The organism is Pantoea sp. 18069, assembly GCF_902706035.1.
Taxonomy (GTDB): Bacteria; Pseudomonadota; Gammaproteobacteria; order Burkholderiales; family Burkholderiaceae_C; genus Comamonas.
Genome location: NZ_CACSJA010000003.1, coordinates 18098 through 39134, shown reverse-complemented (window position 1 = coordinate 39134; position 21037 = coordinate 18098). Strand labels below are relative to the sequence as shown.

Below are 21037 nucleotides of genomic sequence, written 5' to 3'. Positions count from 1 at the left end.
AGGCTTAGAGTGGACGCTGACAAGTGACAGCGTTTTCGTCATACCGGGGCTTCGACAAGCTCAGCCCGAACGGGTACAAACCGTTCGTGGTGAGCTTGTCGAACCATGAACGACCTGTCCTCAAAAAAAACAGCCCGGCATCCTCTCGGACCCCGGGCTGGACAGGACGCAGGCCGTGATCAGGCTTTAATCCCCAGCTTGTTCACCAACTGCTTGAACGTCGCGTTATCCCGCGCAATCACTTCGAGGAATGCCGGCTGGTCGAGATAGCCCTCGCCCATGTTCTGCTTGGCCATGGTCGCGCGCAGATCGGGCTCCTGCAGTGTGCGCGCCATGACGGTGCGCAGTTGCTGGATGATTTCGGGCGGCGTGTTCTTCGGTGCCGCGAGGCCGCGCCAGCCGCCGATCACCAGGTCGATGCCCCGCTCCTGGAGCGTGGGCACTTGCTCCCAGCCGGCCTGGATGCGCTTGTCGCCCATGATCGCCAGCGCCCGGACCTTGCCCGCGGCCACATAGGTCGCGACTTCGACCGGTGTCACCGCCACGGCCTCGATATGGCCGCCGAGCAGATCGAGCACGGCGGGGTTCGCGCCCCGGTAGGGCAGATGGTTGAACTGCACGCCGACCTTGTCTTCGAGCGCGGCCGCAGCCAGGTGGCCCAGCGAGCCCGGGCCCGCATTGCCGATGCGCACACCGCCGACGTCCTTCCTCGCCGCGGCGAGAAAGTCCTCCAGCGTCTTGAACGGCGAGTCGGCGCGCACGGCGATGGTTGCCGGGTCGGCGTTCAGGCGCGCGATGGGCTGCACGTCGTCGGACGTGATCCTGGTCAGGCCCATGTGCGGAATCATGGTCATCTCGACGGTGATGATCGCGAGCTTGTAGCCGTCGGGCCTGGCGGCTGCGAGTTCGGACCAGCCCACGGCGCCGCTGGCGCCCGCGCGGTTCATCACGATCAGGTTCTGCGGGAAATGCCGGCGCATGGTCTCGGCCATGGCGCGGGCGAGCACATCGGTGCCGCCGCCCGCGGCAAACGGCACGATCAGCTCCACCGGGCGCTGGGGGTAGGCGCCTGCCGGCGAGGCGCCGGTCTGCGCCCAGGCCGGCAGCGTGGAAGCGGCGGCCGCCACAGCGGCCAGTTGGCGGCCAAAGGCGCGGCGGTGCATGGAATATGTCATGGTCTCTTTCCTCGTTTTTCTCGCGCTGCAGGCAGCTTCAGTCCAATTGAATCCTGGCGGAGCGGATGACTTCGCTCCAGAGCTTTTGCTCGCTGCGCACGTAGTCACCGAACTCGCCTGGCGTCATGGCCATAGGCTGGATGCCGATTTCCTCGAACTTGGCGCGCAATGCGGGCTGGGCCAGGGCCGCGCCCAGGTCCTTGTTGAGCCGCTGCACCACGGCCGCGGGCATCCTGGCCGGGCCGACGAAGCCCTGCCAGGCATAGGCCTCGAAGCCGGGCACGCCGGCCTCGGCCATGGTCGGCACATCGGGCAGGATGGCCAGGCGCTCGGGCGTGGCCACGGCCAGCACGCGCAGCTTGCCGGCCTTGATCATCGACAGGCTGGGCGGCAGATCGACGAACATGGTCTGCACCTGGCCGGCCATCAGGTCCTGCAGCGCGGGCGCCGAGCCCTTGTAGGGCACATGCAGCATGTTGCTGCCGGTGCGCTGCTTGAACAGTTCCAGCGCAACGTGCAATGGCGAGCCCGGGCCCGACGAGCCCGAAGTCACCTGGCCCGGCTGGCTGCGCACGTGGGCCAGGAACTCGCGCATGTTCTTCGCCGGAAAGTCCGGGTGCACGGCCAGCACCAGCGGCATGCGGCCCAGGCCGCCGATGAAGCTGAAGTCCTTTTGCGCGTCGTAGCTCAGGCTGCGGTACATCGCCGGATTGAACGCCAGCGTGCCCGAATCGGCCGTGCCCACGGTGTAGCCGTCGGGCGCCGAGCGCACGATCTGCGTCGCGCCGATGATGGTCGCCGCGCCCGGCTTGTTCTCCACCACCACGGTCTGGCCCAGCTCCTTGGACATGCCGATCGCGAGGTTGCGCGCGATCACGTCGGTGGTGCCGCCCGGGGCATAGGGCACGACCCATTTGACGGGCTGCTGCGCCGGAAAGGCCGTCTGTGCCTGCGCCAGGCCCGTGGTCATCAGGGCCGCGCCGATGGCTGCAATGAATTGCCGTTTCTGCATGTCTTGTCTCCTGGTTTTTTGATTTTTTGCCCCATGCCGGGGCGCTTTCACAAGGCTGCGGCTTACGCCGCCGCCAACATCCATTCATGCGCCGGATCGTTGCGGAAAGCCCAGCGGCGCTCCGGTCCGGCCATGGTGTTGAGGTAGTAGAGGTCGTAGCCGTGCGGCGCGACGCAGGGGTGGTAGCCGCGCGGCACCATCACCGTGTCGCGGTGCTCGACGGCCATGGTTTCGTCCAGCGAGCGGTCGTCGGTGTAGACGCGCTGGAACGCGAAGCCCTGCTGCGGATCGATCTGGTGGTAGTAGGTTTCCTCGAGCACGGTCTCGGCATTGGGCTGGGCCGGATCGGTGCTGTCGTGCTTGTGCGGCGGGTAGCTCGACGAGTTGCCCGCGGGCGTGATCACTTCGACCACGAGCAGGCTTTCGGCGGGCTCGGACTCGGGCAGGATGTCGCAGACAAAGCGCGTATTGCTGCCCTTGCCGCGCACGCTGCGCTTCATCTGTCCGGGCGCGATCACGCGCTCGGGCAGCAGGCCCCTGGCGGGCGCGAGGCTCAGCGCGACTTCGGCCTCGGCCGACGCGCTGATATGCACGCCGCGGCCCGGCGGCACATACAGCGCCGCGGGCGCGCGTTCCTCGAACACCGACGCGCGGTTGCCGAGAGCGCTGTACAGCACGGAGCCGACGCGCACGTCGACGCTGCCCGCGAGCACCGTGAGGCACAGCTCGAGCGCGCCGGTCTGCAGCGCTTCTTCCTCGCCCGCCTGCAGGCGCAGCACCTTGAAGCTGATGTGGCGCCAGCCCGCCGACGCGGGCGTGATGTCGGTGACGATGCGGCCCGGCTGGGCCTTGACGAGCAGACTCATACGCTAGCTCCTGCGCGCAGCGCGCCTTGTTCAACACCGGCCGGAGCGCGGCTGGCGCGCCAGCCCGCGATCAGCGCGCGGAAGTTGGCCGCGACCTGGGCATGCAGACTGGCGTCGTCGATCTCGCCGCGCAGCCAGGCCAGCGCCGGCGCCGCCCAGACGCTGCGCCCGATCATGAAACCCTTGACCAGCGATGCGGGTGCCTGGGCGAACGCGGCGATCAGCTGGTCCACGGGCTGCGACAGGCCCAGGATCACTGCGCCGCGGCAATGCGGGTCGCGCTCCTGCACCAGCGCCTCGAGCGCCAGCCACTGGGCGCGCGACATCGCGCCGACTTTCCACCACTCGGGCTTGAAGCCCAGGTCGTAGAAGCGTTCTATGGTCTGCACCACGCATTCGCCGCTGTCGCCGGGCGCGATCTGCTCCTTGGGCGGAATCACTTCGAGCAGCAGTTCATGGCCGCTGGCACGCGTCGCTTCCCAGACCTGCTGCAGCCACTCTTCCTGCTCGGCGCGCAGCGCGGCCGCGTCTTGCGGGTGGTAGAACACCAGGCATTTGACGGTCTGCTCACGCGGCCAGTGCTGCAACTGCGAGGCCAGCGAATGCGTGCCGTCGAAACGCAGCGGGCGCGAGCCCGGGCGCTCTATGGGCCGGCCCACCCACCAGCCGCGGCCGGTGGCGTCGTGCAGCGCGGCTTCGCCTATGCGGCCGTCGATCAGCACGCCCATGCGGCCCTTGCAGCCCGGGTCGTTCTCGACATCCTCGACCACGCGGTTGATCAGGCGCTTGAGCTGCGGCAGGCGCGCGCGCTCGGCGCCGGCCTGGTCGGCCAGGTCCTCGAACTGCGAGCGGTGGTCATAGGCGAGAACGCACAGCTCGGGCCAGGCCGGGCGCGCAGCCGTCACGCGGTGCAGGTGGGCGAGCTGCGGGTCCTGGTCGGGACGCACATGGCGCCGGCCCGAGAACCAGTGCGCAAGTTCTGCGGGCGTGGGCATGGCGGGCGCACAGCCGTGGCGCGAGACCACGATCGCGCCGCAGGCATTGGCCATGGCCGCGGCCTGCGCAAACGACTTGCCGCGCAGCAGCCCGGCGAGCAGGCCCGAGGCGAACGCGTCGCCCGCGCCCAGCACGTTGAGCACTTCGATGCGTTCGCCGAGCACCGTCAGCGCATCGTCGATGGCCACGGGAATCGCGCCATCGATGATCGAGCAGCCCAGCGGGCCGCGCTTGACGACAAACACTGCAGCCGTGCATTCGCGCGCGCGCCGCAGGCTGGCCATCAGGTCGCCTTCGGCGCCGCCGGCAATCATCCATTCCTCTTCGGTGCCTATGATCAGCTCGAACAGGCCCAGCTGCTGCTGCAGGTGGGCGCTGACCTGGTCGTTGACTATGTAGCGGGTCTCGCCGTCGCCCTTGCCCGTCAGGCCCCACAGCACGGGGCGGTAGTCGATGTCGAGCACGCGCACCACACCGTGGCGCCCGCCGATCTCCAGCGCCTTGCGGCTTGCGGCCAGCACGCCGGGCGTGCTCAGGTGGGTGCCGGTGATCACCAGGCTGCGACACTGGGCGAGAAAGTCCTCGTGGATGTCGTCTGCGCTGAGCGCCATATCGGCGCAGTTCTCGCGCGCAAACAGCAGCGGGAACGTATCCTGGTCCTTGATGCCCAGCAGCACCATGGCCGTGAGGCGCTCGGCATCGACCTGCACCTGGCTCACGTCGCAGCCTTCGCGCTGCAGCGTGGCGCACAGGAAGCGGCCGTTTTGCTCGTTGCCCACGCGCGAGATCATTGCCGAGCGCATTCCCAGGCGGGCCGTGCCGAAGGCGATGTTCGCGGACGAGCCGCCGAGGTACTTGGAAAAGCTGCTCGCCGCCTCGAGGCTGCAGCCGATCTGCTGGGCATAGAGGTCGACGGCCAGGCGCCCGAGGCAGGCGACGTCAAAGGGGCGGTCGGCGGGAAAAGGCAGCGTGCTCATGGTTTCCTTGTTGGTCACATCGGCAGCGCGCAGGCCCCGCCGGATAATCTTCGCGAACGAATGATAATCCGATATAGAAAATATTTTCTAAATTTATGAAAAATAGAACGACACCACAGGAAGCGCCGCTGCCGCCCCAATCCCCTGCGGGGTTTGCGGATACCCAGGCCTTTCTGACGGCCGTGCAGGCGCAGTTCGACGGTCTGAGCCGCCAGCTCAAGGCCATTGCGCGCCATGTGGAAATGCACCGCGACCGGCTGGTGCTCGACGGCGTGCAGGCCACGGCCGAAGCCTGCGGCGTGCAGCCTTCGGCCGTGGTGCGCTTTGCCAAGCGCTTCGGCTTCAGCGGCTATTCCGAGCTGCAGGCGCTGTTTCGCACCGACGCCGAGCGCCAGCTCGCGCCCAACCGCGGCTACCAGGAGCGCATCCGCGACCTGATCGTGCCCGGTGCCCGGACGCTGGCCGTGGGCCAGCTGGCGCGCGAAGTGATAGAGCGCAGCGTCGACAGCCTGCAGGCCCTGCAGCGCCAGCTGCCCGACGACCGCTTCGAAGCCGGCGTGGATCTGATGGTGCAGGCGCCCGCGATCTGGCTCGCGGCCTCGCGCCGTGCGTTCCCCGTAGGCGCCTATCTCGCCTATGCGCTGCAGCACACGGGCAAGGCCGTGCACTGGCTCAACGGCCTGGGCGCGATGCAGCAGCTCGAATTGCGCGCGCTGCGCCCCGGCGATGTGATGCTGGCGGTGTCGTTCGCGCCCTATGCGCAGGAAACGCTGGAAATGGCCCAGGCCGCCGTGGCCCGGGGCGCGCAGCTGATCGCCATCACCGACAGCCAGCTGAGCCCGCTGGCCGCGCAAGCCAAAGTGGTGCTGATCGCCCAGGACGGCGCGACCTTCGGTTTCCGATCCCTGACGAGCACGCTGGCGCTCGCGCAGTCGTTGTTTCTGGGATTGGCCTACAAGCTGGAGCTGGCTTACGAGGCGCCCGTGGCCACGGATTGAGGCAGGGGCTGCGACTGGGCGGATGCCGGCAGACCGAACACCCGGTCAAACGCCCAGTTGAAGGCAAACGTATAGACCAGAAAGAACAGCAGCAGCCCCAGGTCCATGAGGAAGGCCTGCCACAGGCTGACCTTGAACCACCAGGCAAACAGCGGCACCAGCATCACCACCAGGCCGCCTTCCATGCCCAGCGCATGCGCGACGCGCCGCGCGAAGCCGCGCCCGCGCTGGGCCTGGCGCGCTTCCCAGCGCTCGAACAGGCCGTTCCAGACCACGTTCCAGGCCACCGCAATCGCCGAGGTAATGACCGCAACGATGCTCGAGTGCGCGGCGCTTTCGCCGGTCAGGGCGGCGAGGCCGTAGGAGGTGGCGGCGATGGCAAACAATTCAAACAGGGTGACATACACGACGCGCCGCCAGGGGCCCTGCAGCTGGCGTTTCGGAGAAGAGATATTCAAAGACATGGGCTGAATTTATAGGGTTTTTACTGATAATAAAAGTCAGGATCTTTCAGTTTTACTGATAGATTGCGGCCATGGCTTTCTCTTCCGATAACGTGCTGGTGTTCCTGGCCGTGCTCGACCATGGCTCCTTTTCGGCCGCGGCGCGCGCGCTGTCGCGCGTGCCTTCGGCCGTGAGCATGGCCATCGCGCATCTCGAAGCCGAGCTGCAGCTCAACCTGTTCGACCGTTCGGGCCGCGAGCCCCAGCCCACCGAAAGCGCGCGCGCGCTCGAGCCCCAGGCGCGGCTGCTGGCCGCGCAGCTGCAGCAGCTCAACGGCCAGGCGCTGGCGCTGACCCAGGGGCTGGAGCAGCGGCTGAGCATCGCCATCGCGCCCGAGCTGCTGGCTTCGCGCTGGACGGCGGCCCTGGCCGAACTGGCCCAGGCCCATCCGCTGCTCGAAGTCGAGGTGCTGGCCGCGCCGCAGGAAGACGCGCTGGCGCTGCTGCACACCGGCCGCGCCCAGCTCGCGCTGGTCTTCGAGCGCCCCAGCCTCGACGGGCGCGAAGGCTTCCAGGAAGTGGGCAGCGACACGCTGATTGCCGTCATGGCGCCCGACCACCCGGTGCTCGTGGCCGCGCGCGCCCAGGCCGCGTCACTGAGTGAAGAGCATCTCAAGACCACGCGCCAGATCGTGGTCGCGAGCCGCGACCTGGGCCAGACCGATGCACGCTTCGTCTATGCGCGCCACATCTGGCGCACCGACAACCATTTGGCCGCGCTGGGCCTGATCGAAGCCGGCCTGGGCTGGGGCTGGCAGCCGCGCTCCCTGGTCGCGCCGCGCATCGAGGCCGGCCGGCTCGTCGAAATGCCGTTTTCCAACCTCAGCAATGGCCTGCGCCTGTGGGTCGACGTGGTCTGGTCCAAGCAGCGCCCCATGGGCCTGGGCGCTCAGCTCTTCGTCCAGGCCATGGACAGGCAGATGGCCGCGGACTGAGAACGTGTTCTGACGGCCCCGCCGAGGTCCGCTCAAAGCTGCAGCCAGGCCTCCCCTATCCCATCGAACTGCACATGCACACTGTCTCCCGCCTGCGCCCGTGCCAGCCCCACCCAGCTGCCCGTGGTGACCACCGTGCCCGCGCTCAGCGTGCCGTAGTGCGCGGTCGCATGGCGCAGCCAGTCGGCAAGCAGCCAGGCGGGATCATTGAGCGAATGGGTGCCGGTGTGCACGCTGGTTTCGCCCGTGCCTATGCGCAGCCGGCAGACCTGGCGCGACCAGTCGGGCGCGGCGCGCACCAGATCGCAAGGCTGCCACTCGCCGACCACCAGCGCACCATGGCACAGCTGGTCGGCCAGGGCCAGCAGCGGCGGCGCCGCGAACTGCTGCAGCCAGCGCGACTCGACGACTTCGATGCCCACGGCCATCGCATCGATCAGCCCCGCGCATTCGCCGGCAACCAGTTGCCAGGCCTGTGCGAGCGACACGTCCCGGCCCAGGCGCAGCGCGATTTCGGCTTCGATGCCGCGCGCGCGCAAGGGCCAGTCACCGGCCCGGGCCGGGCTGGGCCAGACGCCGGCAGGAGGCAGCGGCGCGTGCGTCAGCTGGGCGCCGCGCGCCGGGCCGCCCGACTTCCAGGCGCGCGGCGCGCCAGCGCCAAACCAGCCCAGCTGCCGGGCCACGGCCTGCTGCACGGCATAGGCCTCTTCCTGGTCGGCCAGGCTCGTGGCCAGCGCCAGCGCATCGGCCAGGTCGACATGCGCGCGCGCCCGCAGCAAGGTCTCGGAAACGACTTCAATGGACATGGAACTCCTGGGCAAAGACAGTGACGGAACAAGGGTCGGCAATCCGGCCCTGCAAAGCCTGTATTTTTCCGCAAAAACGGCGTTTCAGGGCAGCGCTCCCAGAGGACAAAACCCATGTTATGCATAAAATGCATAACAAGCAAAATAAGCGGCGTTGGACAAGCCAGGCGCGCAGGAATAAGCTGAAAAACGTGTCATTCATTCTTTGACCGCCGCTTCAAACGCTTTGGAATATTCCATGCAAAACACCCCTGCTTCCCCGTCGACCGGCGCTTTGCCGGTCCATGCCCTGCCCTCCTACCTGCAAGCCGACAAGCTCGGCCCCTGGGGCATCTACCTGCAACAGATCGATCGTGTCACGCCCTATCTGGGCCATCTCGCACGCTGGGTCGAAACACTCAAGCGCCCCAAGCGCGCGCTGATCGTCGACGTGCCGATCGAGCTCGACAACGGCACCATCGCCCACTTCGAGGGCTACCGCGTGCAGCACAACACCAGCCGCGGCCCCGGCAAGGGCGGCGTGCGCTTCCACCAGGACGTGACGCTGTCCGAAGTGATGGCCCTGTCGGCCTGGATGTCGATCAAGAACGCAGCCGTGAACGTGCCCTACGGCGGTGCCAAGGGCGGCATCCGCGTCGACCCCAAGACGCTGTCGCGCGCCGAACTCGAGCGGCTCACGCGCCGCTACACCAGCGAGATCGGCATCATCATCGGCCCGAACAAGGACATCCCCGCGCCCGACGTCAACACCAATGAACAGGTCATGGCGTGGATGATGGACACCTACTCGATGAACACCGGCTCCACGGCCACCGGCGTGGTCACGGGCAAGCCTGTCGACCTGGGCGGATCGCTGGGTCGGCGCGAAGCCACGGGCCGCGGCGTGTTCACCGTCGGCATCGAGGCCATGCGCCGCACCGACATGCGCGTCGAAGGCGCGCGTGTCGCCGTGCAGGGCTTCGGCAATGTCGGCGGCACGGCCGCCAAGCTGTTCGTCGAAGCCGGCGCCAAGCTGGTCGCGGTGCAGGACCACAGCGGCAGCATCTACAACAATCTGGGCATCGACGTGCCCGCGCTGCTGCGCCATGTGCAGCACACTGGCGGCGTCGGCGGCTTCGCCGGTGCCGATGTGCTTGCCAAGGACGAGTTCTGGGGCGTGGATTGCGACATCCTGATTCCGGCCGCGCTCGAAGGCCAGATCCACCTGGCCAACGCCGGCCAGATCAAGGCCAAGCTGGTGATCGAAGGCGCCAACGGCCCGACCACGCCCGAAGCCGACGACATCCTGCACAACAACGGCGTGCTGGTGCTGCCCGACGTGATCGCCAATGCGGGCGGCGTCACCGTGAGCTACTTCGAATGGGTGCAGGATTTCTCCAGCTTCTTCTGGAGCGAGGACGAAATCAATGCCCGCCTGGTGCGCATCATGCAGGACGCCTTTGCAGGCGTCTGGCAGGTGGCCCAGGACCACAAGGTCAGCCTGCGCACCGCGACCTTCATCATCGCCTGCCAGCGCATCCTGCATGCGCGCGAAATGCGCGGCCTGTACCCGTAAGAACCTGCACGTTCCCCTTTTGCGCTGCGCCGCAAGGGGGCTGACGCACTCGGGCCCGTGGTTCATTCCGAACCACGGGCCCGAATTCTTTTGCGCGGCGCTTTCTCGCTCTTCAAGCGGCTTGTGGCGAACGCATGGATGGCGGCCCTGCCGGGGCCGGGCATCTTCGCCAAGATGCCGCGCTTAAAAAAACATGTTGTCACATATTTTTTGAGCACCCAGCCTCAAAACAAGGAACCTATCAAACAAATAATACACATAGAATATAGCTATCGCTAATTTTATCCATCATCTACTTTTTAAACATCATGCCCAACAAACTCAAGAAAGCCGTCGCGAAACTAAAGCAATCCAACGGCTACCAGGAGATAAAACCCAAACTCCAAGAGATTGGATCCATTGTCAAAGACAAGGTCCATGCCGAAGTAGCCAGGAACGTGCACAGGCATGAAGAAAAACAACAGGCAAAGGCCCAGGCAAAAGCAGCGGCCCAGACTGACATCACGTTGCACGCCCAGCCGCAGGACCATGCCCCGGCAGAAGACACTTTGAACGTCGTGCAGCAAGCTCCGGCCCCTCTTCAAGCCAATGTGGATGCGCATCTGAATGCGCATCACCAGGCCCATGCCGCCCATGTGGATCTCCATCACCAGGCCCATGCCACCCATGTGGATGCGCATCACCAGACTTACGTCATCCCTCTCCCATCGCAGCCGGGAGCCCAATGGCATACCAATGCGAATGGAGTCATGCTCCCCCACGAGCTGAGCAAGCTTGTGGCCGATATGAACACGCAGGACATGCTGGAAGAAGCAGATTGCGAGAACATGGGAGGCTTTCTGACGATGACCGCCGGTGTTCTCGCGGAAACCGACTTCTCTGAACCCGATGAATCGGATTACGAGTTGGCCATAACGATCAGCACCTCATCGATGGAACACTTTTAAATCAGCGCCATCGATTTCTCTGGCGCGCGCCCTCAAGTGGCCGTAGGGCCAATGCGCGCGGACGCCCAGACACGGTTCATTTCGGCGCAAAACGGCTGGGCACAACTGGCCTTGCCGCGGTAGGGGCAGCCCAGCTCGGTGCACAGGCCCGTGCGGCGCTGCTGCAGCCGCTGGTCGTCGCGTGGCTGCTGTCCACTGGCCTGCAGGACCGCCATCTGCAGCCAGGGGTCATTTTTGGCCTGCAGCGCCGCCAGTGCCTGCTGTGCGGCTTGCGTGGATGGCAGCAGGCCTGCAAGGGCGGTCGCTGCAGATTGCGCACTCTGCGCGGCGGGTGGCAGCGGCTGGAAATCGAGCCACAGCAGCGCGCTGGTGCGCAGCTTCTCCCCCCCGGGCCCCGCGCCCTGCAACACCAAGGCCAACGCACCCGACTCGAGCTGCTGCGCGGGCGCCGCAAACGGCAGTTGCAGTTGCGCAGGCCCCGTCGCCGCGGGCAGCAAGGCCGCGCCGGGCGGGGCAGCGCCTGCCGGCAACAACGCCGAGGCCGCAGCCTGCAGTTGCGCCCAGGCCTGGGGCACCTGCAAGGTCAGCGCAAAGCCGCGCTCGCCTTCGGGCGTGCGCACCACGCCTTGCTGCACCAGCCAGGTCAGCATGGGCGGCAGACGCGGCGCAGCGCTCGCGGCGGCCGTGGTGGTTCCCGCAATGGCGGTGCCGACGGCGGCTGCGCCCACGGCTGCAGCATTTGTACCGGCAGCGGCGCCGCTGCCGCTAGACGGGGGCGGCGCGGCGCTGCCCGCGCTTGCCGGTACCGACGCCGCGGCCGGCAGCACCGTGTTCAGCCAGGCCTGCGGCCAGGGCTGGGCCGCGACCAGTTGCTGGGGCTGGGGCAGGCCCGCCGTCGCCTGGGCGATCAGCGCCGTGAGCAGTTCACGCAGCGCGGGCGTCGTACCCATTGCGGGCCATTGCGCCGCCGTGGCCTGCGCGCCCGACTGGACCTGGGTCACGAGCTGCGCGATCAGCGTCTGGAAAACCTGCAGCCGCAATGCCTGCTGCGCCTGGGCCGAAAGGCTCAGCGCGGGGGCGGTCGGAGTTGCCGGCACAACGGCCTCGGCGGCGGTCACCGGCGCCGTGCCCGCCACGGCCGTTACCGCAGCCACGGGCGACACGGAAGCCGGCGTGGGGGGCCCGGCGGCGGGCGGCAGCGGCAGGTTCATCGCGGCAGACGCTTTGTTGCCACCGTGCGCCGGACTCAGGCCTGGGCCGGGTAGAACAGTGGGCGTGTGGGCGTGGCGCGCACCGCCTGGGCGATCGCGCCGATGTGCTCGGGCGTCGTGCCGCAGCAGCCGCCGACGATGTTGACCAGGCCTTCGGCCGCGAACTCGTGCACCAGCCGGCTCGTGACTTCGGGCGTTTCGTCGAAGCCGGTGTCGCTCATAGGATTGGGCAGGCCGGCGTTCGGGTAGCAGCTGATGAAGGTGTCGGGCGCGGCCTTGTGCAGCTCCTGCACATAGGGGCGCATCAGCGCCGCGCCGAGCGCGCAGTTCAGGCCTATGGCCAGCGGATTCGCATGGCGCACGCTGTGCCAGAACGCCGTCACGGTCTGGCCGCTGAGAATCCGGCCCGAAGCATCGGTGACCGTGCCGCTGATCAGGATGGGCAGGCATTCGCCGGTCTGCTCGAAGGCTTCGTCGACGGCGAACAGTGCGGCCTTGGCGTTGAGCGTGTCGAAGATCGTCTCGACCAGGATCACGTCCGAGCCGCCCTCGATCAGCGCCAGCGTCTGCGCGAGGTAGGCTTTGCGCAGCGTCTCGAAGTCGACATTGCGCGCGCCCGGGTCGTTGACGTCGGGGCTGATGCTCGCCGTCTTGGGCGTGGGGCCCAGCGCGCCGGCCACATAGCGCGGGTGGTCGGGCGTGCTGTACTTGTCGCAGGCGGCGCGCGCGAGCTGCGCCGAGCGCAGGTTCATTTCGTTCGCGAGGTGGCCCAGCAGGTAATCGTCCTGGGCAACCGTGGTCGCGCCGAAAGTGTTGGTCTCGATCAGGTCGGCGCCCGCAGCCAGGTAGCGCTCGTGGATGTCGCGGATCACGTCGGGGCGCGTGAGGCTCAGCAGTTCGTTGTTGCCCTTGACGTCGCGCGGCAGGTCCTGGAAGCGCTCGCCCACGGCGTCGGCGCCGGTATAGCCTGCGCCACGGTACTGCGCTTCACCCAGCTTGAAGCGCTGGATCATGGTGCCCATGGCGCCATCGAGAATGGCGATGCGGCGGGCAAGGGTGGCGGGCAGTTCTTTGGCGCGGGTGTATTGGGGCAGGCTCATCCCCCGATTGTAGGAAGTTGGGCAGTGGCCCCGTGGCCGGTCAGCCATCTCGTGCGCCGGCCCGGTTCTTCACCAAGTCCCAGTTTTTTGAAAACGAATAACGAATGGCCGTTCGCCCTGAGCCCGTCGAAGGGCGTCTCAAGCCGATGGCAGCGCGCCCGTTCATCCTTCTACGGGGCCCGCCGAGGCAGGCTCAGGCCGAGCGGCCGTACGGCGCGCGCGCCATACGGAAGGTCAGATTCCAGCGCTCGTAGCCCAGCAGCGGATGCTGGCCGTCCTTGAGCGGGCTGACCCCATGGTAGGCCAGGCGCGTCGCCCCGCCCCAGACCAGCACATCGCCATGTTCGAGCTGCATGCGGCGCACGCGGTCGGCGCGCGCCAGGCCGCCCCAGAGGAATGTCGCGGGCAGGCCCAGCGAGACCGAGACAATGGGCGCGCGCGTGTCGCGCTCGTCGGCATCGCGGTGCAGCGACATCTTCGCGCCCGCAACGTAGCGGTTGACCAGGCAGGAGTCGGGCGCGAAGTGCGGATAGCCGGCCGCGTCAGCCGCGGCACGCGCCTGCTGCCATAGCCATTCGGGCATTGCGGGCCAGGGCTGGCCGCTGCGCGGATCGGTGGCGCTGTAGGCATAGCCGCTTGCATCGGACACCCAGCCCCAGCTGCCGCAATGGCTCATCGCCACCGACATGGGCAGGCCGCCGGGCGTGCGCATCGTGCGCCACGGCGCCCGGGCCAGTACCTGCTGCACGCAGTCGACCCAGCGCTGCGCCTGGCCCGCGGCCCAGCCGGGCAGCAGCCAGGCGCCGGCGTCGAGCGCGACCGGCGCATCGTCGGCCGGCCCGAACAGCCGCTCGCTGTCGGCCAGGGCCATGGAGCCGGAATGAGGGGATCGGGGCATGGAGATTCCAGCAGAAACAAGGCGTTGGCTGCATTGTAGGAAGGGCTGGCACGCCCTTGCGCGGCGGGGGTCTGTGCCGCCCGAGGACCACGGATTTGCGGCCCGGGCGCACAATATGCGTTTGTCCGACCCCTGCCAGGGCCCGCCGCGCGCACGCGCAGCTCGCCCCGCAGGGCGCATCGCTTTGCCGCTTTTTTTCGAGAGAATCCGCTTGTCCACCGCGCAGTCCGTATTGCAAGAAGTTTTTGGCTACGACCAGTTCCGTGGCCCGCAGGCGGCGATCGTCAGCCATGTGATTGCCGGCGGCGACGCGCTGGTGCTGATGCCCACGGGCGGCGGCAAGAGCCTGTGCTACCAGGTGCCGGCCATCGTGCGCCAGCAGCAGGGCCGGGGCGTGACCATCGTGGTCTCGCCGCTGATCGCACTGATGCACGACCAGGTCGGCGCGCTGCACGAAGCCGGCGTGGACGCGGCGTTTCTGAACTCCACGCTGTCGTACGACCAGACCCAGGAAGTCGAGCTGCGCCTGCAGACCGGCGACATCACGCTGCTCTACGCCGCGCCCGAGCGGCTCAACACCCCGCGCTTCCTGGGCCTGCTCGACGCGCTCTATGAAGCCGGCCAGCTGTCGCTGTTCGCGATCGACGAAGCGCATTGCGTGAGCCAGTGGGGCCACGATTTCCGCCCCGAGTACCGCGCGCTCACGGTGCTGCACGAACGCTATGCGGGCGTGCCGCGCATTGCGCTCACCGCGACGGCCGATGCGCTCACGCGCGCCGACATCGTCGAGCGCCTGCAGCTCGAGCAGGCCGGCCAGTTCGTCAGCAGTTTCGACCGGCCCAACATCCGCTACACCATCGTCGAGAAGAAGGACGCGACGGCCCAGCTGCAGCGCTTCATCCAGACCGAGCACCAGGGCGACGCGGGCGTGGTCTATTGCCAGTCGCGCAAGCGCGTCGAGGAGCTCGCGCAGACGCTGCAGAACGCCGGCCTCTCGGCCCTGCCCTACCACGCCGGCCTGCCGGTGGAGACGCGCCAGCGCCACCAGGACCGCTTCCTGCGCGAGGAAGGCATCGTCATGTGCGCGACCATCGCTTTCGGCATGGGCATAGACAAGCCCGATGTGCGCTTCGTCGCCCATGTCGACATGCCCAAGAACATCGAAGGCTACTACCAGGAAACCGGCCGCGCGGGCCGCGACGGCCTGCCGGCCCACGCCTGGATGGCCTACGGCCTCAACGACGTCGTCAACCAGCGGCGCATGATCGACGAAAGCCCGGCCGAGGAAAGCTTCAAGCAGGTGATGCGTGGCAAGCTCGACGCGCTGCTCGCGCTCGCCGAAGCCACCGACTGCCGGCGCCAGCGCCTGCTGGGTTATTTCGGCGAGGAATCCACGCCCTGCGGCAACTGCGACAACTGCCTGAACCCGCCCGCGGTCTGGGACGGCACCGACGCCGCGCGCAAGCTGCTGTCGACCATCTACCGCGTGCACGAGGCCTGCCAGCTGACCTTCGGCACGGGCCACATCATGGACGTGCTGCGCGGCAAGGACACCGAGAAAGTGCGCCAGTACGGCCACCAGAGCCTGTCGACGTTCGGCCTGGGCGCGCAGTACTCCGAAGCCCAGCTGCGCGGCGTGCTGCGCCAACTGCTGGCCACGGGGGCTCTCGGCCTGCACAAGGTCACGAGCGACAGCGGCCACAGCTTCGACACGCTGGCGCTGACGCCGGGCTCGCGCGCCGTGCTGCGCGGCGACGCCCAGGTGATGCTGCGCGAAGCCACGGCCAGCGCCGCCAAACGCACGCGCAAGGCGCCGCAGGCCAACGTCGCGGCGCTCAACCTCGGCCCCGACGCGCAGGTGCGCTTCATCAACCTCAAGGCCTGGCGCGCCGAAGTCGCGCGCGAGCACAACCTGCCGGCCTATGTGATCTTCCACGACGCGACGCTGGCCGCGATCGCCGAGCGCGACCCGGCAAGCCTCGACGACCTGCACGGCATTCCCGGCATGGGCGCCAAGAAGTTCGATGCCTATGGCGCCGAAGTGCTGCGCGTGTGCCAGATGGCGCAGTAGGGCATTGCACGGGGGCTTGCGCGCTCACCCTGAGCCTGGCGCAGGGCTCCCTGGCGCAGGGCACCCTGTAAGGGTCGAAGGGCGTGCCGATGGACGCGCTCATGGCGTAAATCCGCACACCGGCACCGGCCCGGCGCTCCTAGACTGGCGCCATGGAGGGCTACGCCGTGCACGCCTTTGTCACCCCATTTTCCACCCATGAAGTCAGCAACCAGTTCGACGAGCTGACCGACTTCGACCTGCTCGCCACCGATGCGGCGCTGGGCGAAGCGCTCACGCGCGGCGGCGCCGACTGGAGCCGGCCGCAGCTTTCGCAATACGCGCAGCAGTTGGGCTGCGCCAACGGCTGGGCCCTCGCCGCCCAGGCCAACCAGCACCCGCCCGAACTGCAGCGCTTTGACGCGCGCGGGCGGCGCATAGACCAGGTCGAATTCCACCCGAGCTGGCACGCGCTGCAGGCGCTGTACCGCGGCCAGGGGCTCGCAAGCTTGCCGTTTCGCGACGCGCGCGCGGGCCGCTGGACGGCCTGGGCCGCGGGCTTTTACCTGCACGCCCAGGTCGAGCAAGGCAGCCTGTGCCCGGGCACCATGACGCTAGCCAGCATCCCGGTGCTGCAAAAGGAGGCCGCGCTGTGGCAGCAGCTGCAGGCCGGGCTCTACAGCGACGCCTACGACGCGCGCGACCTGCCGCTGGCGCGCAAGACCTCGCTCTGGATAGGCATGGGCATGACGGAAAAGCAGGGCGGCTCCGACGTGCGCAGCAACACCACGCGGGCCACGCCCCTGGGCGCGGGCGGGCGCGGCGGCGAGTACCTGCTGCGCGGCCACAAATGGTTCTTCTCGGCGCCGATGAGCGATGCCCACCTCGTGGTCGCGCAACTGGGCGCGAACGGCGGACCGGCCTGCTTTTTCGTGCCGCGCTGGCGGCCCGACGGCAGCCGCAATGCCGTGCGCCTGCAGCGCCTGAAGAACAAGCTTGGCAACCGCAGCAATTCAAGCAGCGAAGTCGAGTTCGAGGATGCCTGGGGCCTGCTGCTCGGCGAGGAAGGCCGGGGCATCGCGACGATTCTCGAGATGGCCGGCTACACGCGCCTGAACTGCGTGCTCGGCAGCGCCGCGCTGCTGCGCTCGGCGAGCGTGCAGGCGCTGGCCTATGCGCGCCGGCGCATGGCCTTCGGCAAGCACCTGGCCGGGCATGCGCTGATGCGTGCCGTGCTCGGCGACCTGGCGCTTGAAAGCGAAGCCGCGCTGGTGCTGGCCATGCGGCTGGCCCAGGCCTGCGAGAGCGACGACACGCCGCTGGAGCGCGCCTGGAAACGCATCATGACGCCGGCAGCCAAGTTCTGGGTCTGCAAGCGCGCCGTGGAACTCACGGGCGAAGCCATGGAAGTCTTCGGCGGCAATGGCTATGTCGAAGACAGCCTGCTGGCGCGGCTGTTTCGCGAAGCGCCGGTCAATTCGATCTGGGAAGGCTCGGGCAACGTGATGTGCCTGGACGTGCTGCGCGCGCTTGCGCGCGAACCCGCTCAGGCACAGGCGCTGCTTGCGGATCTGCAGACGCTGGCCGGGGACGAGCCGCTGCTGCGCGCGGCCGCGCAGGTCATCTTGCAGCAGCTGCAACTGCCCGCGGCGCAGCTCGAGGGCCAGGCCCGGCTGCTGGTGCAGCGCCTGGTGCTGCTGGCCCAGGCCGGCCTGCTGCGCCAGACCGCACCCCAGGCTACGGCCGACGCCTTCATCGCCACGCGCCTGGGCGCGCAGGCCGCGGGCGCGGTGGTCGGTGCGCTCGACCCGGCGCAGCATGACCTGCAGGCCGTGCTGCAGCGCGCGTTTGCCTCCTGAGCATCCGGCGCAAGACCCCACGACCGGCGAACCTCTCCGACACCGCGCGGCGCGCGAGTTGTCGATACTGCGGGTTTGCGGGCAACCGTTTCCGGACTGCCCGTGCAACCCCGCGCACAGGAGACCGCCATGTCCACCGCCCCGCCCCCGGCGCCGTCGTCGATCGCCCACGACGCGCCCCTGGATGAAGCGCTGCAACGCGCCAACGCGGGGCCTGCACGGGCCGGACTCGACGCCTATGCGAACCAGTTGACCCGGGCGGAGGTCGCTTCCGACGCCATGCAGGACAACCCCGCCTGGCAGGCCCAGCGCGCGCTGGGACGCCACCAGGGGCTGGTTGCCCAGGCGCTGACGCAGGACACGCCCGGACGCTGGAGCATCTGGGCCGCGGGCCTGTACCTGCATGGCCAGTTCGCGCCCGACAGCCTGGACCCGCTGCTGCTGACGTCCGCCTCGCTGGCCGTGCTGCGCAAGGAGCCCCCACTCTGGGCGCGGCTGGGGCCGCTGATGCGCAACCCCGACGACGACGCGCGTGACCTGCCGATCGCGCGCAAGACTTCGCTCTGGATGGGCCTCGATGCGAGCGCCGTCCAGGCCGCGCACACCCTGCGCGCCACGCCTGTGGCACTCCAGGCCGCCCCCGTGGGCATGGGCCTGTGGGGCCGGCAGTACCTGCTCAGCGGCAGCAGCCCGGGGCTTGCGGCGCCCGACAGCGATGCCCACCTGCTCAGCGCGCAAACACCGCAGGGGCCCAGCTGCTTTTTCGTGCCGCGCTGGCGCGAGGACGGTCAGCGCAACAGCCTGGTCGTGCAGCCGCTGCGCAGCGCGTTCGGCCCCCTGGCCGTCGCCGACCTCCAGCTCGATGCCGCCAGCGGCTATCTGCTGGGCGAGGAAGGCCAGGGGCCGGTCACCTTCCGCGCGGCCGCGAGCGTGCTGTGGCTGGGCCGTACGCTGGCCAGCTGCGCGCTGCTGCGCCAGGCCCTGGTGCAGTCGCTGACGCAGGCGCGCGGCCTGGGCGATGTGAGCGCACAACCTCTGCTGGGCAGCGTGCTGGTCGACATGGCGCTCGAAAGCGAAGCCGCGCTGATGCTGACCATGCGCCTGGCGCAGGCATTCGAGCGCTGCGATGACGCCACCAACGACAACATGCCGCCGCTCGATCGCGCCTGGAAACATGTGGTGGCACCCGCGGCCCAGTTCTGGATTGGCCGCCGCGCGATGGAAATCACCGCCGAAACCATGGAATGGGCCGGCGCCCAGGGCGCGCTCGACAGCCCCCAGGGCCAGACCCTGGCGCGGCTGTTCCTCGCGGCGCCCGCGCAGGGCCGCGGCGAAGGCATGGGCAACGCGCTGTGCCTGCAGGTGCTGGGCGCGCTGGGCCGGCAAAAACCCGCGGCCCAGGTGCTGTTCGAATCCATGGAAGAGATTGCCGGCGGCGACGCGCGCATCCTGGCCCAGCTGCATGCGCTGCGCGCCATGCTCGCCCAGCCGCAGGCCGAGCAGCAGGCCATGGCACGCATGCTGGTGCAGCGCCTGGTGCTGACCGCCCAGGCCTGCCTGCTGCACCGCGACGCACCGCCGGCCGTGGCCCAGGCCTTCATCACCACGCGCCTGGGCCACAGCGGCGCGGGCCGCGTGCTCGGCGCGCTCGACACGCGGCAGATGGACCTGCAGCATCTGCTGCAGCGCGCATTGCCAGAAAGCACCGCCTGAGCTGGGACGGGTTCATGACGCGAGCGCCCTGCATCGATCAACAGAATGACCGCAGAACCTGCATGGCCAGCCGCGTTTTTCCCGCGCGCCGCGCGCCGGGCGCCATCTGTGGAGACAATGGCCCATGATCAGCCTCCACGACATCGAACTCGCCGCCCAGCGCCTCAAGGGCCACATCCTGGAAACGCCCTGCGTGGAATCGCGCACGCTGTCCCAGATCGTCGGCGCGCAGGTTTTCCTCAAATTCGAGAACCTGCAGTTCACCGCCTCGTTCAAGGAGCGCGGCGCCTGCAACAAGCTCGCCCAGCTCACGCCCGAGGAGCGCGCGCGCGGCGTGATCGCCATGAGCGCCGGCAACCATGCCCAGGGCGTGGCCTACCATGCCCAGCGGCTGGGCCTGCGCGCGGTGATCGTGATGCCGCGCTTCACGCCCGATGTCAAGGTCGAGCGCACGCGCGGCTTCGGCGCCGAAGTGGTGCTGCACGGCGACACGCTCGACGAAGCGCGGGCCCATGCGCGTGAACTGGCGCAATCCCAGGGCCTGGTGTTCGTCCACCCCTATGACGACGCCGCCGTGGCCGCGGGCCAGGGCACGCTGGCGCTCGAAATGCTGCAGGCCCAGCCCGATCTCGAAATGCTGGTCGTGGCCATAGGCGGTGGCGGCCTGATCGCCGGCGTGGCCACGGCCGCCAAGGCGATCAAGCCCGGCATAGAGATCATCGGCGTGCAGACCCAGCGCTTTGCGTCGATGGTCAATGCGATCCAGGGCAGCGACTGGCCCATGGGCCAGTCGACGATCGCCGAAGGCATCGCCGTGGCCACGCCCGGCCAGATGACCCAGCGCGTGGTCCGCGACCTGGTCGACGACCTGCTGCTCGTCGATGAAGGCGACATCGAACAGGCGGTGCTGATGCTGCTCGAAATCGAGAAGACGCTGGTCGAAGGCGCGGGCGCCGCGGGCCTGGCCGCCATGCTGCGCCACGGCGCGCGCTTTGCGGGCAAGAAGGTCGGGCTGGTGCTGTCGGGCGGCAACATCGACCCGCTGCTGCTCGCGGCCATCATCGAGCGCGGCATGGTGCGCTCGGGCCGGCTGGCGCGCATCCGCGTGAGCGCGCGCGACGTGCCCGGCGTGCTCGCGCGCATCACCGCCACCGTGGCCGACGCCGGCGCGAACATCGAGGAAGTCCACCACCAGCGCGCATTCACGCTGCTGGCCGCGCAGAACGTCGAGATCGAGTGCGTTCTGCAGACACGCAACCAGCCGCATGTCGAACAGGTGCTCGCCAGCCTGCGCGCCCAGGGCATGGAAGCGCAGCGCGTCTGAGAACGTGTTCACGATCTGAGCACCCTGCCAGCCTCATGGCTAACCCCAGGCCCGGCCCCGGCCGGGTCTGCTTAAAATAACGGCATTGCAGCCCCAGTGCAGCTTTCTTGAC

Annotated in this window: 17 protein-coding genes; 8 read left to right on the top strand and 9 right to left on the bottom strand. The window is 68.4% G+C overall.

The window, feature by feature from the left end:
* Window positions 1-179: 179 nt before the first annotated feature.
* The 4 genes from GVL12_RS04065 to iolC all read right to left on the bottom strand — a co-directional run bounded on the left by GVL12_RS04065 (window position 180) and on the right by iolC (window position 5026).
* Window positions 180-1175 (bottom strand): tripartite tricarboxylate transporter substrate binding protein, encoded by a 996-nt coding sequence (locus GVL12_RS04065; RefSeq protein ID WP_159911379.1) that lies wholly within the window; start codon window positions 1173-1175, stop codon window positions 180-182.
* A 37-nt stretch (window positions 1176-1212) separates the two neighbouring features.
* Window positions 1213-2187 (bottom strand): tripartite tricarboxylate transporter substrate binding protein, encoded by a 975-nt coding sequence (locus tag GVL12_RS04060; protein WP_159911378.1) that lies wholly within the window; start codon window positions 2185-2187, stop codon window positions 1213-1215.
* Window positions 2188-2249: 62 nt separating this feature from the next.
* The gene (iolB, locus tag GVL12_RS04055; protein WP_159911377.1) at window positions 2250-3053 is read right to left on the bottom strand and encodes a 5-deoxy-glucuronate isomerase; all 804 of its coding nucleotides are present in this window, start codon (window positions 3051-3053) and stop codon (window positions 2250-2252) included.
* A complete protein-coding gene (gene iolC / locus GVL12_RS04050; RefSeq protein WP_159911376.1) occupies window positions 3050-5026 on the bottom strand; it encodes a 5-dehydro-2-deoxygluconokinase in 1977 nt (658 codons plus the stop codon). The genes iolB and iolC overlap by 4 nt, the downstream gene beginning before the upstream one ends.
* Before the next feature lie 95 nt (window positions 5027-5121).
* Between iolC and GVL12_RS04045 the strand changes: the two genes are divergently transcribed.
* On the top strand, window positions 5122-6024 hold the full coding sequence (locus tag GVL12_RS04045; protein ID WP_159911375.1) for a MurR/RpiR family transcriptional regulator: 903 nt from the start codon (window positions 5122-5124) through the stop codon (window positions 6022-6024).
* Here the strand turns inward: GVL12_RS04045 and GVL12_RS04040 are convergent.
* Window positions 5997-6455, bottom strand: a complete 459-nt coding sequence (locus tag GVL12_RS04040; RefSeq protein ID WP_159911519.1) for a PACE efflux transporter — start codon at window positions 6453-6455, stop codon at window positions 5997-5999. The two genes, GVL12_RS04045 and GVL12_RS04040, sit on opposite strands and share 28 nt — an antisense overlap.
* A gap of 104 nt (window positions 6456-6559) precedes the next feature.
* Between GVL12_RS04040 and GVL12_RS04035 the strand changes: the two genes are divergently transcribed.
* A complete protein-coding gene (locus GVL12_RS04035; RefSeq protein WP_159911374.1) occupies window positions 6560-7462 on the top strand; it encodes a LysR family transcriptional regulator in 903 nt (300 codons plus the stop codon).
* Window positions 7463-7494: 32 nt separating this feature from the next.
* On the opposite strand, the gene GVL12_RS04030 is transcribed toward GVL12_RS04035, so the two are convergent.
* Entirely contained in the window at window positions 7495-8268 is a 774-nt protein-coding gene (locus GVL12_RS04030) for a fumarylacetoacetate hydrolase family protein (RefSeq protein ID WP_159911373.1), read from the bottom strand.
* A 238-nt stretch (window positions 8269-8506) separates the two neighbouring features.
* Here GVL12_RS04030 and GVL12_RS04025 point away from each other — a divergent pair, with 238 nt between their 5' ends.
* Together GVL12_RS04025 and GVL12_RS04020 are read left to right on the top strand one after the other, a co-directional pair.
* Window positions 8507-9823 (top strand): Glu/Leu/Phe/Val dehydrogenase, encoded by a 1317-nt coding sequence (locus tag GVL12_RS04025; RefSeq protein WP_159911372.1) that lies wholly within the window; start codon window positions 8507-8509, stop codon window positions 9821-9823.
* A gap of 308 nt (window positions 9824-10131) precedes the next feature.
* Window positions 10132-10770, top strand: coding sequence for a hypothetical protein (locus GVL12_RS04020; protein WP_159911371.1), 639 nt, complete (start codon window positions 10132-10134; stop codon window positions 10768-10770).
* Between the two features lie 32 nt (window positions 10771-10802).
* Here GVL12_RS04020 and GVL12_RS04015 read toward each other — a convergent pair whose 3' ends face one another.
* The 3 genes from GVL12_RS04015 to alkB all read right to left on the bottom strand — a co-directional run bounded on the left by GVL12_RS04015 (window position 10803) and on the right by alkB (window position 13952).
* Window positions 10803-11981, bottom strand: coding sequence for a hypothetical protein (locus GVL12_RS04015; RefSeq protein WP_200843488.1), 1179 nt, complete (start codon window positions 11979-11981; stop codon window positions 10803-10805).
* Window positions 11982-12016: 35 nt separating this feature from the next.
* Window positions 12017-13081, bottom strand: coding sequence for a homocysteine S-methyltransferase family protein (locus GVL12_RS04010; RefSeq protein ID WP_159911370.1), 1065 nt, complete (start codon window positions 13079-13081; stop codon window positions 12017-12019).
* A 193-nt stretch (window positions 13082-13274) separates the two neighbouring features.
* On the bottom strand, window positions 13275-13952 hold the full coding sequence (alkB, locus tag GVL12_RS04005; protein ID WP_159911517.1) for a DNA oxidative demethylase AlkB: 678 nt from the start codon (window positions 13950-13952) through the stop codon (window positions 13275-13277).
* 238 nt (window positions 13953-14190) lie between these two features.
* Between alkB and recQ the strand changes: the two genes are divergently transcribed.
* The 4 genes from recQ (at window position 14191) to GVL12_RS03985 (ending at window position 20925) form a co-directional block, all read left to right on the top strand.
* Entirely contained in the window at window positions 14191-16050 is a 1860-nt protein-coding gene (gene recQ, locus GVL12_RS04000) for a DNA helicase RecQ (RefSeq protein ID WP_159911369.1), read from the top strand.
* A 152-nt stretch (window positions 16051-16202) separates the two neighbouring features.
* The gene (locus GVL12_RS03995) at window positions 16203-17888 is read left to right on the top strand and encodes an isovaleryl-CoA dehydrogenase (protein ID WP_159911368.1); all 1686 of its coding nucleotides are present in this window, start codon (window positions 16203-16205) and stop codon (window positions 17886-17888) included.
* A gap of 129 nt (window positions 17889-18017) precedes the next feature.
* Complete coding sequence (locus tag GVL12_RS03990; RefSeq protein WP_159911367.1) at window positions 18018-19601, top strand: acyl-CoA dehydrogenase family protein; 1584 nt, start codon at window positions 18018-18020, stop codon at window positions 19599-19601.
* 124 nt (window positions 19602-19725) lie between these two features.
* The gene (locus tag GVL12_RS03985; protein WP_159911366.1) at window positions 19726-20925 is read left to right on the top strand and encodes a threonine ammonia-lyase; all 1200 of its coding nucleotides are present in this window, start codon (window positions 19726-19728) and stop codon (window positions 20923-20925) included.
* Window positions 20926-21037: the final 112 nt, after the last annotated feature.

Excerpts from the sequence above, each read along its gene's own strand:
- GVL12_RS04045 (WP_159911375.1), top strand. The coding sequence starts at position 5,122 with ATGAAAAATAGAACGACACCACAGGAAGCGCCGCTGCCGCCCCAATCC.
- GVL12_RS04010 (WP_159911370.1), bottom strand. The coding sequence starts at position 13,081 with ATGAGCCTGCCCCAATACACCCGCGCCAAAGAACTGCCCGCCACCCTT.
- GVL12_RS03990 (WP_159911367.1), top strand. The coding sequence starts at position 18,018 with ATGTCCACCGCCCCGCCCCCGGCGCCGTCGTCGATCGCCCACGACGCG.
- GVL12_RS04065 (WP_159911379.1), bottom strand. The coding sequence starts at position 1,175 with ATGACATATTCCATGCACCGCCGCGCCTTTGGCCGCCAACTGGCCGCT.
- GVL12_RS03985 (WP_159911366.1), top strand. The coding sequence starts at position 19,726 with ATGATCAGCCTCCACGACATCGAACTCGCCGCCCAGCGCCTCAAGGGC.
- GVL12_RS03995 (WP_159911368.1), top strand. The coding sequence starts at position 16,203 with ATGGAGGGCTACGCCGTGCACGCCTTTGTCACCCCATTTTCCACCCAT.
- iolC (WP_159911376.1), bottom strand. The coding sequence starts at position 5,026 with ATGAGCACGCTGCCTTTTCCCGCCGACCGCCCCTTTGACGTCGCCTGC.
- GVL12_RS04020 (WP_159911371.1), top strand. The coding sequence starts at position 10,132 with ATGCCCAACAAACTCAAGAAAGCCGTCGCGAAACTAAAGCAATCCAAC.
- GVL12_RS04060 (WP_159911378.1), bottom strand. The coding sequence starts at position 2,187 with ATGCAGAAACGGCAATTCATTGCAGCCATCGGCGCGGCCCTGATGACC.
- GVL12_RS04035 (WP_159911374.1), top strand. The coding sequence starts at position 6,560 with ATGGCTTTCTCTTCCGATAACGTGCTGGTGTTCCTGGCCGTGCTCGAC.
- alkB (WP_159911517.1), bottom strand. The coding sequence starts at position 13,952 with ATGGCCCTGGCCGACAGCGAGCGGCTGTTCGGGCCGGCCGACGATGCG.
- GVL12_RS04025 (WP_159911372.1), top strand. The coding sequence starts at position 8,507 with ATGCAAAACACCCCTGCTTCCCCGTCGACCGGCGCTTTGCCGGTCCAT.
- GVL12_RS04015 (WP_200843488.1), bottom strand. The coding sequence starts at position 11,981 with ATGAACCTGCCGCTGCCGCCCGCCGCCGGGCCCCCCACGCCGGCTTCC.
- iolB (WP_159911377.1), bottom strand. The coding sequence starts at position 3,053 with ATGAGTCTGCTCGTCAAGGCCCAGCCGGGCCGCATCGTCACCGACATC.
- GVL12_RS04030 (WP_159911373.1), bottom strand. The coding sequence starts at position 8,268 with ATGTCCATTGAAGTCGTTTCCGAGACCTTGCTGCGGGCGCGCGCGCAT.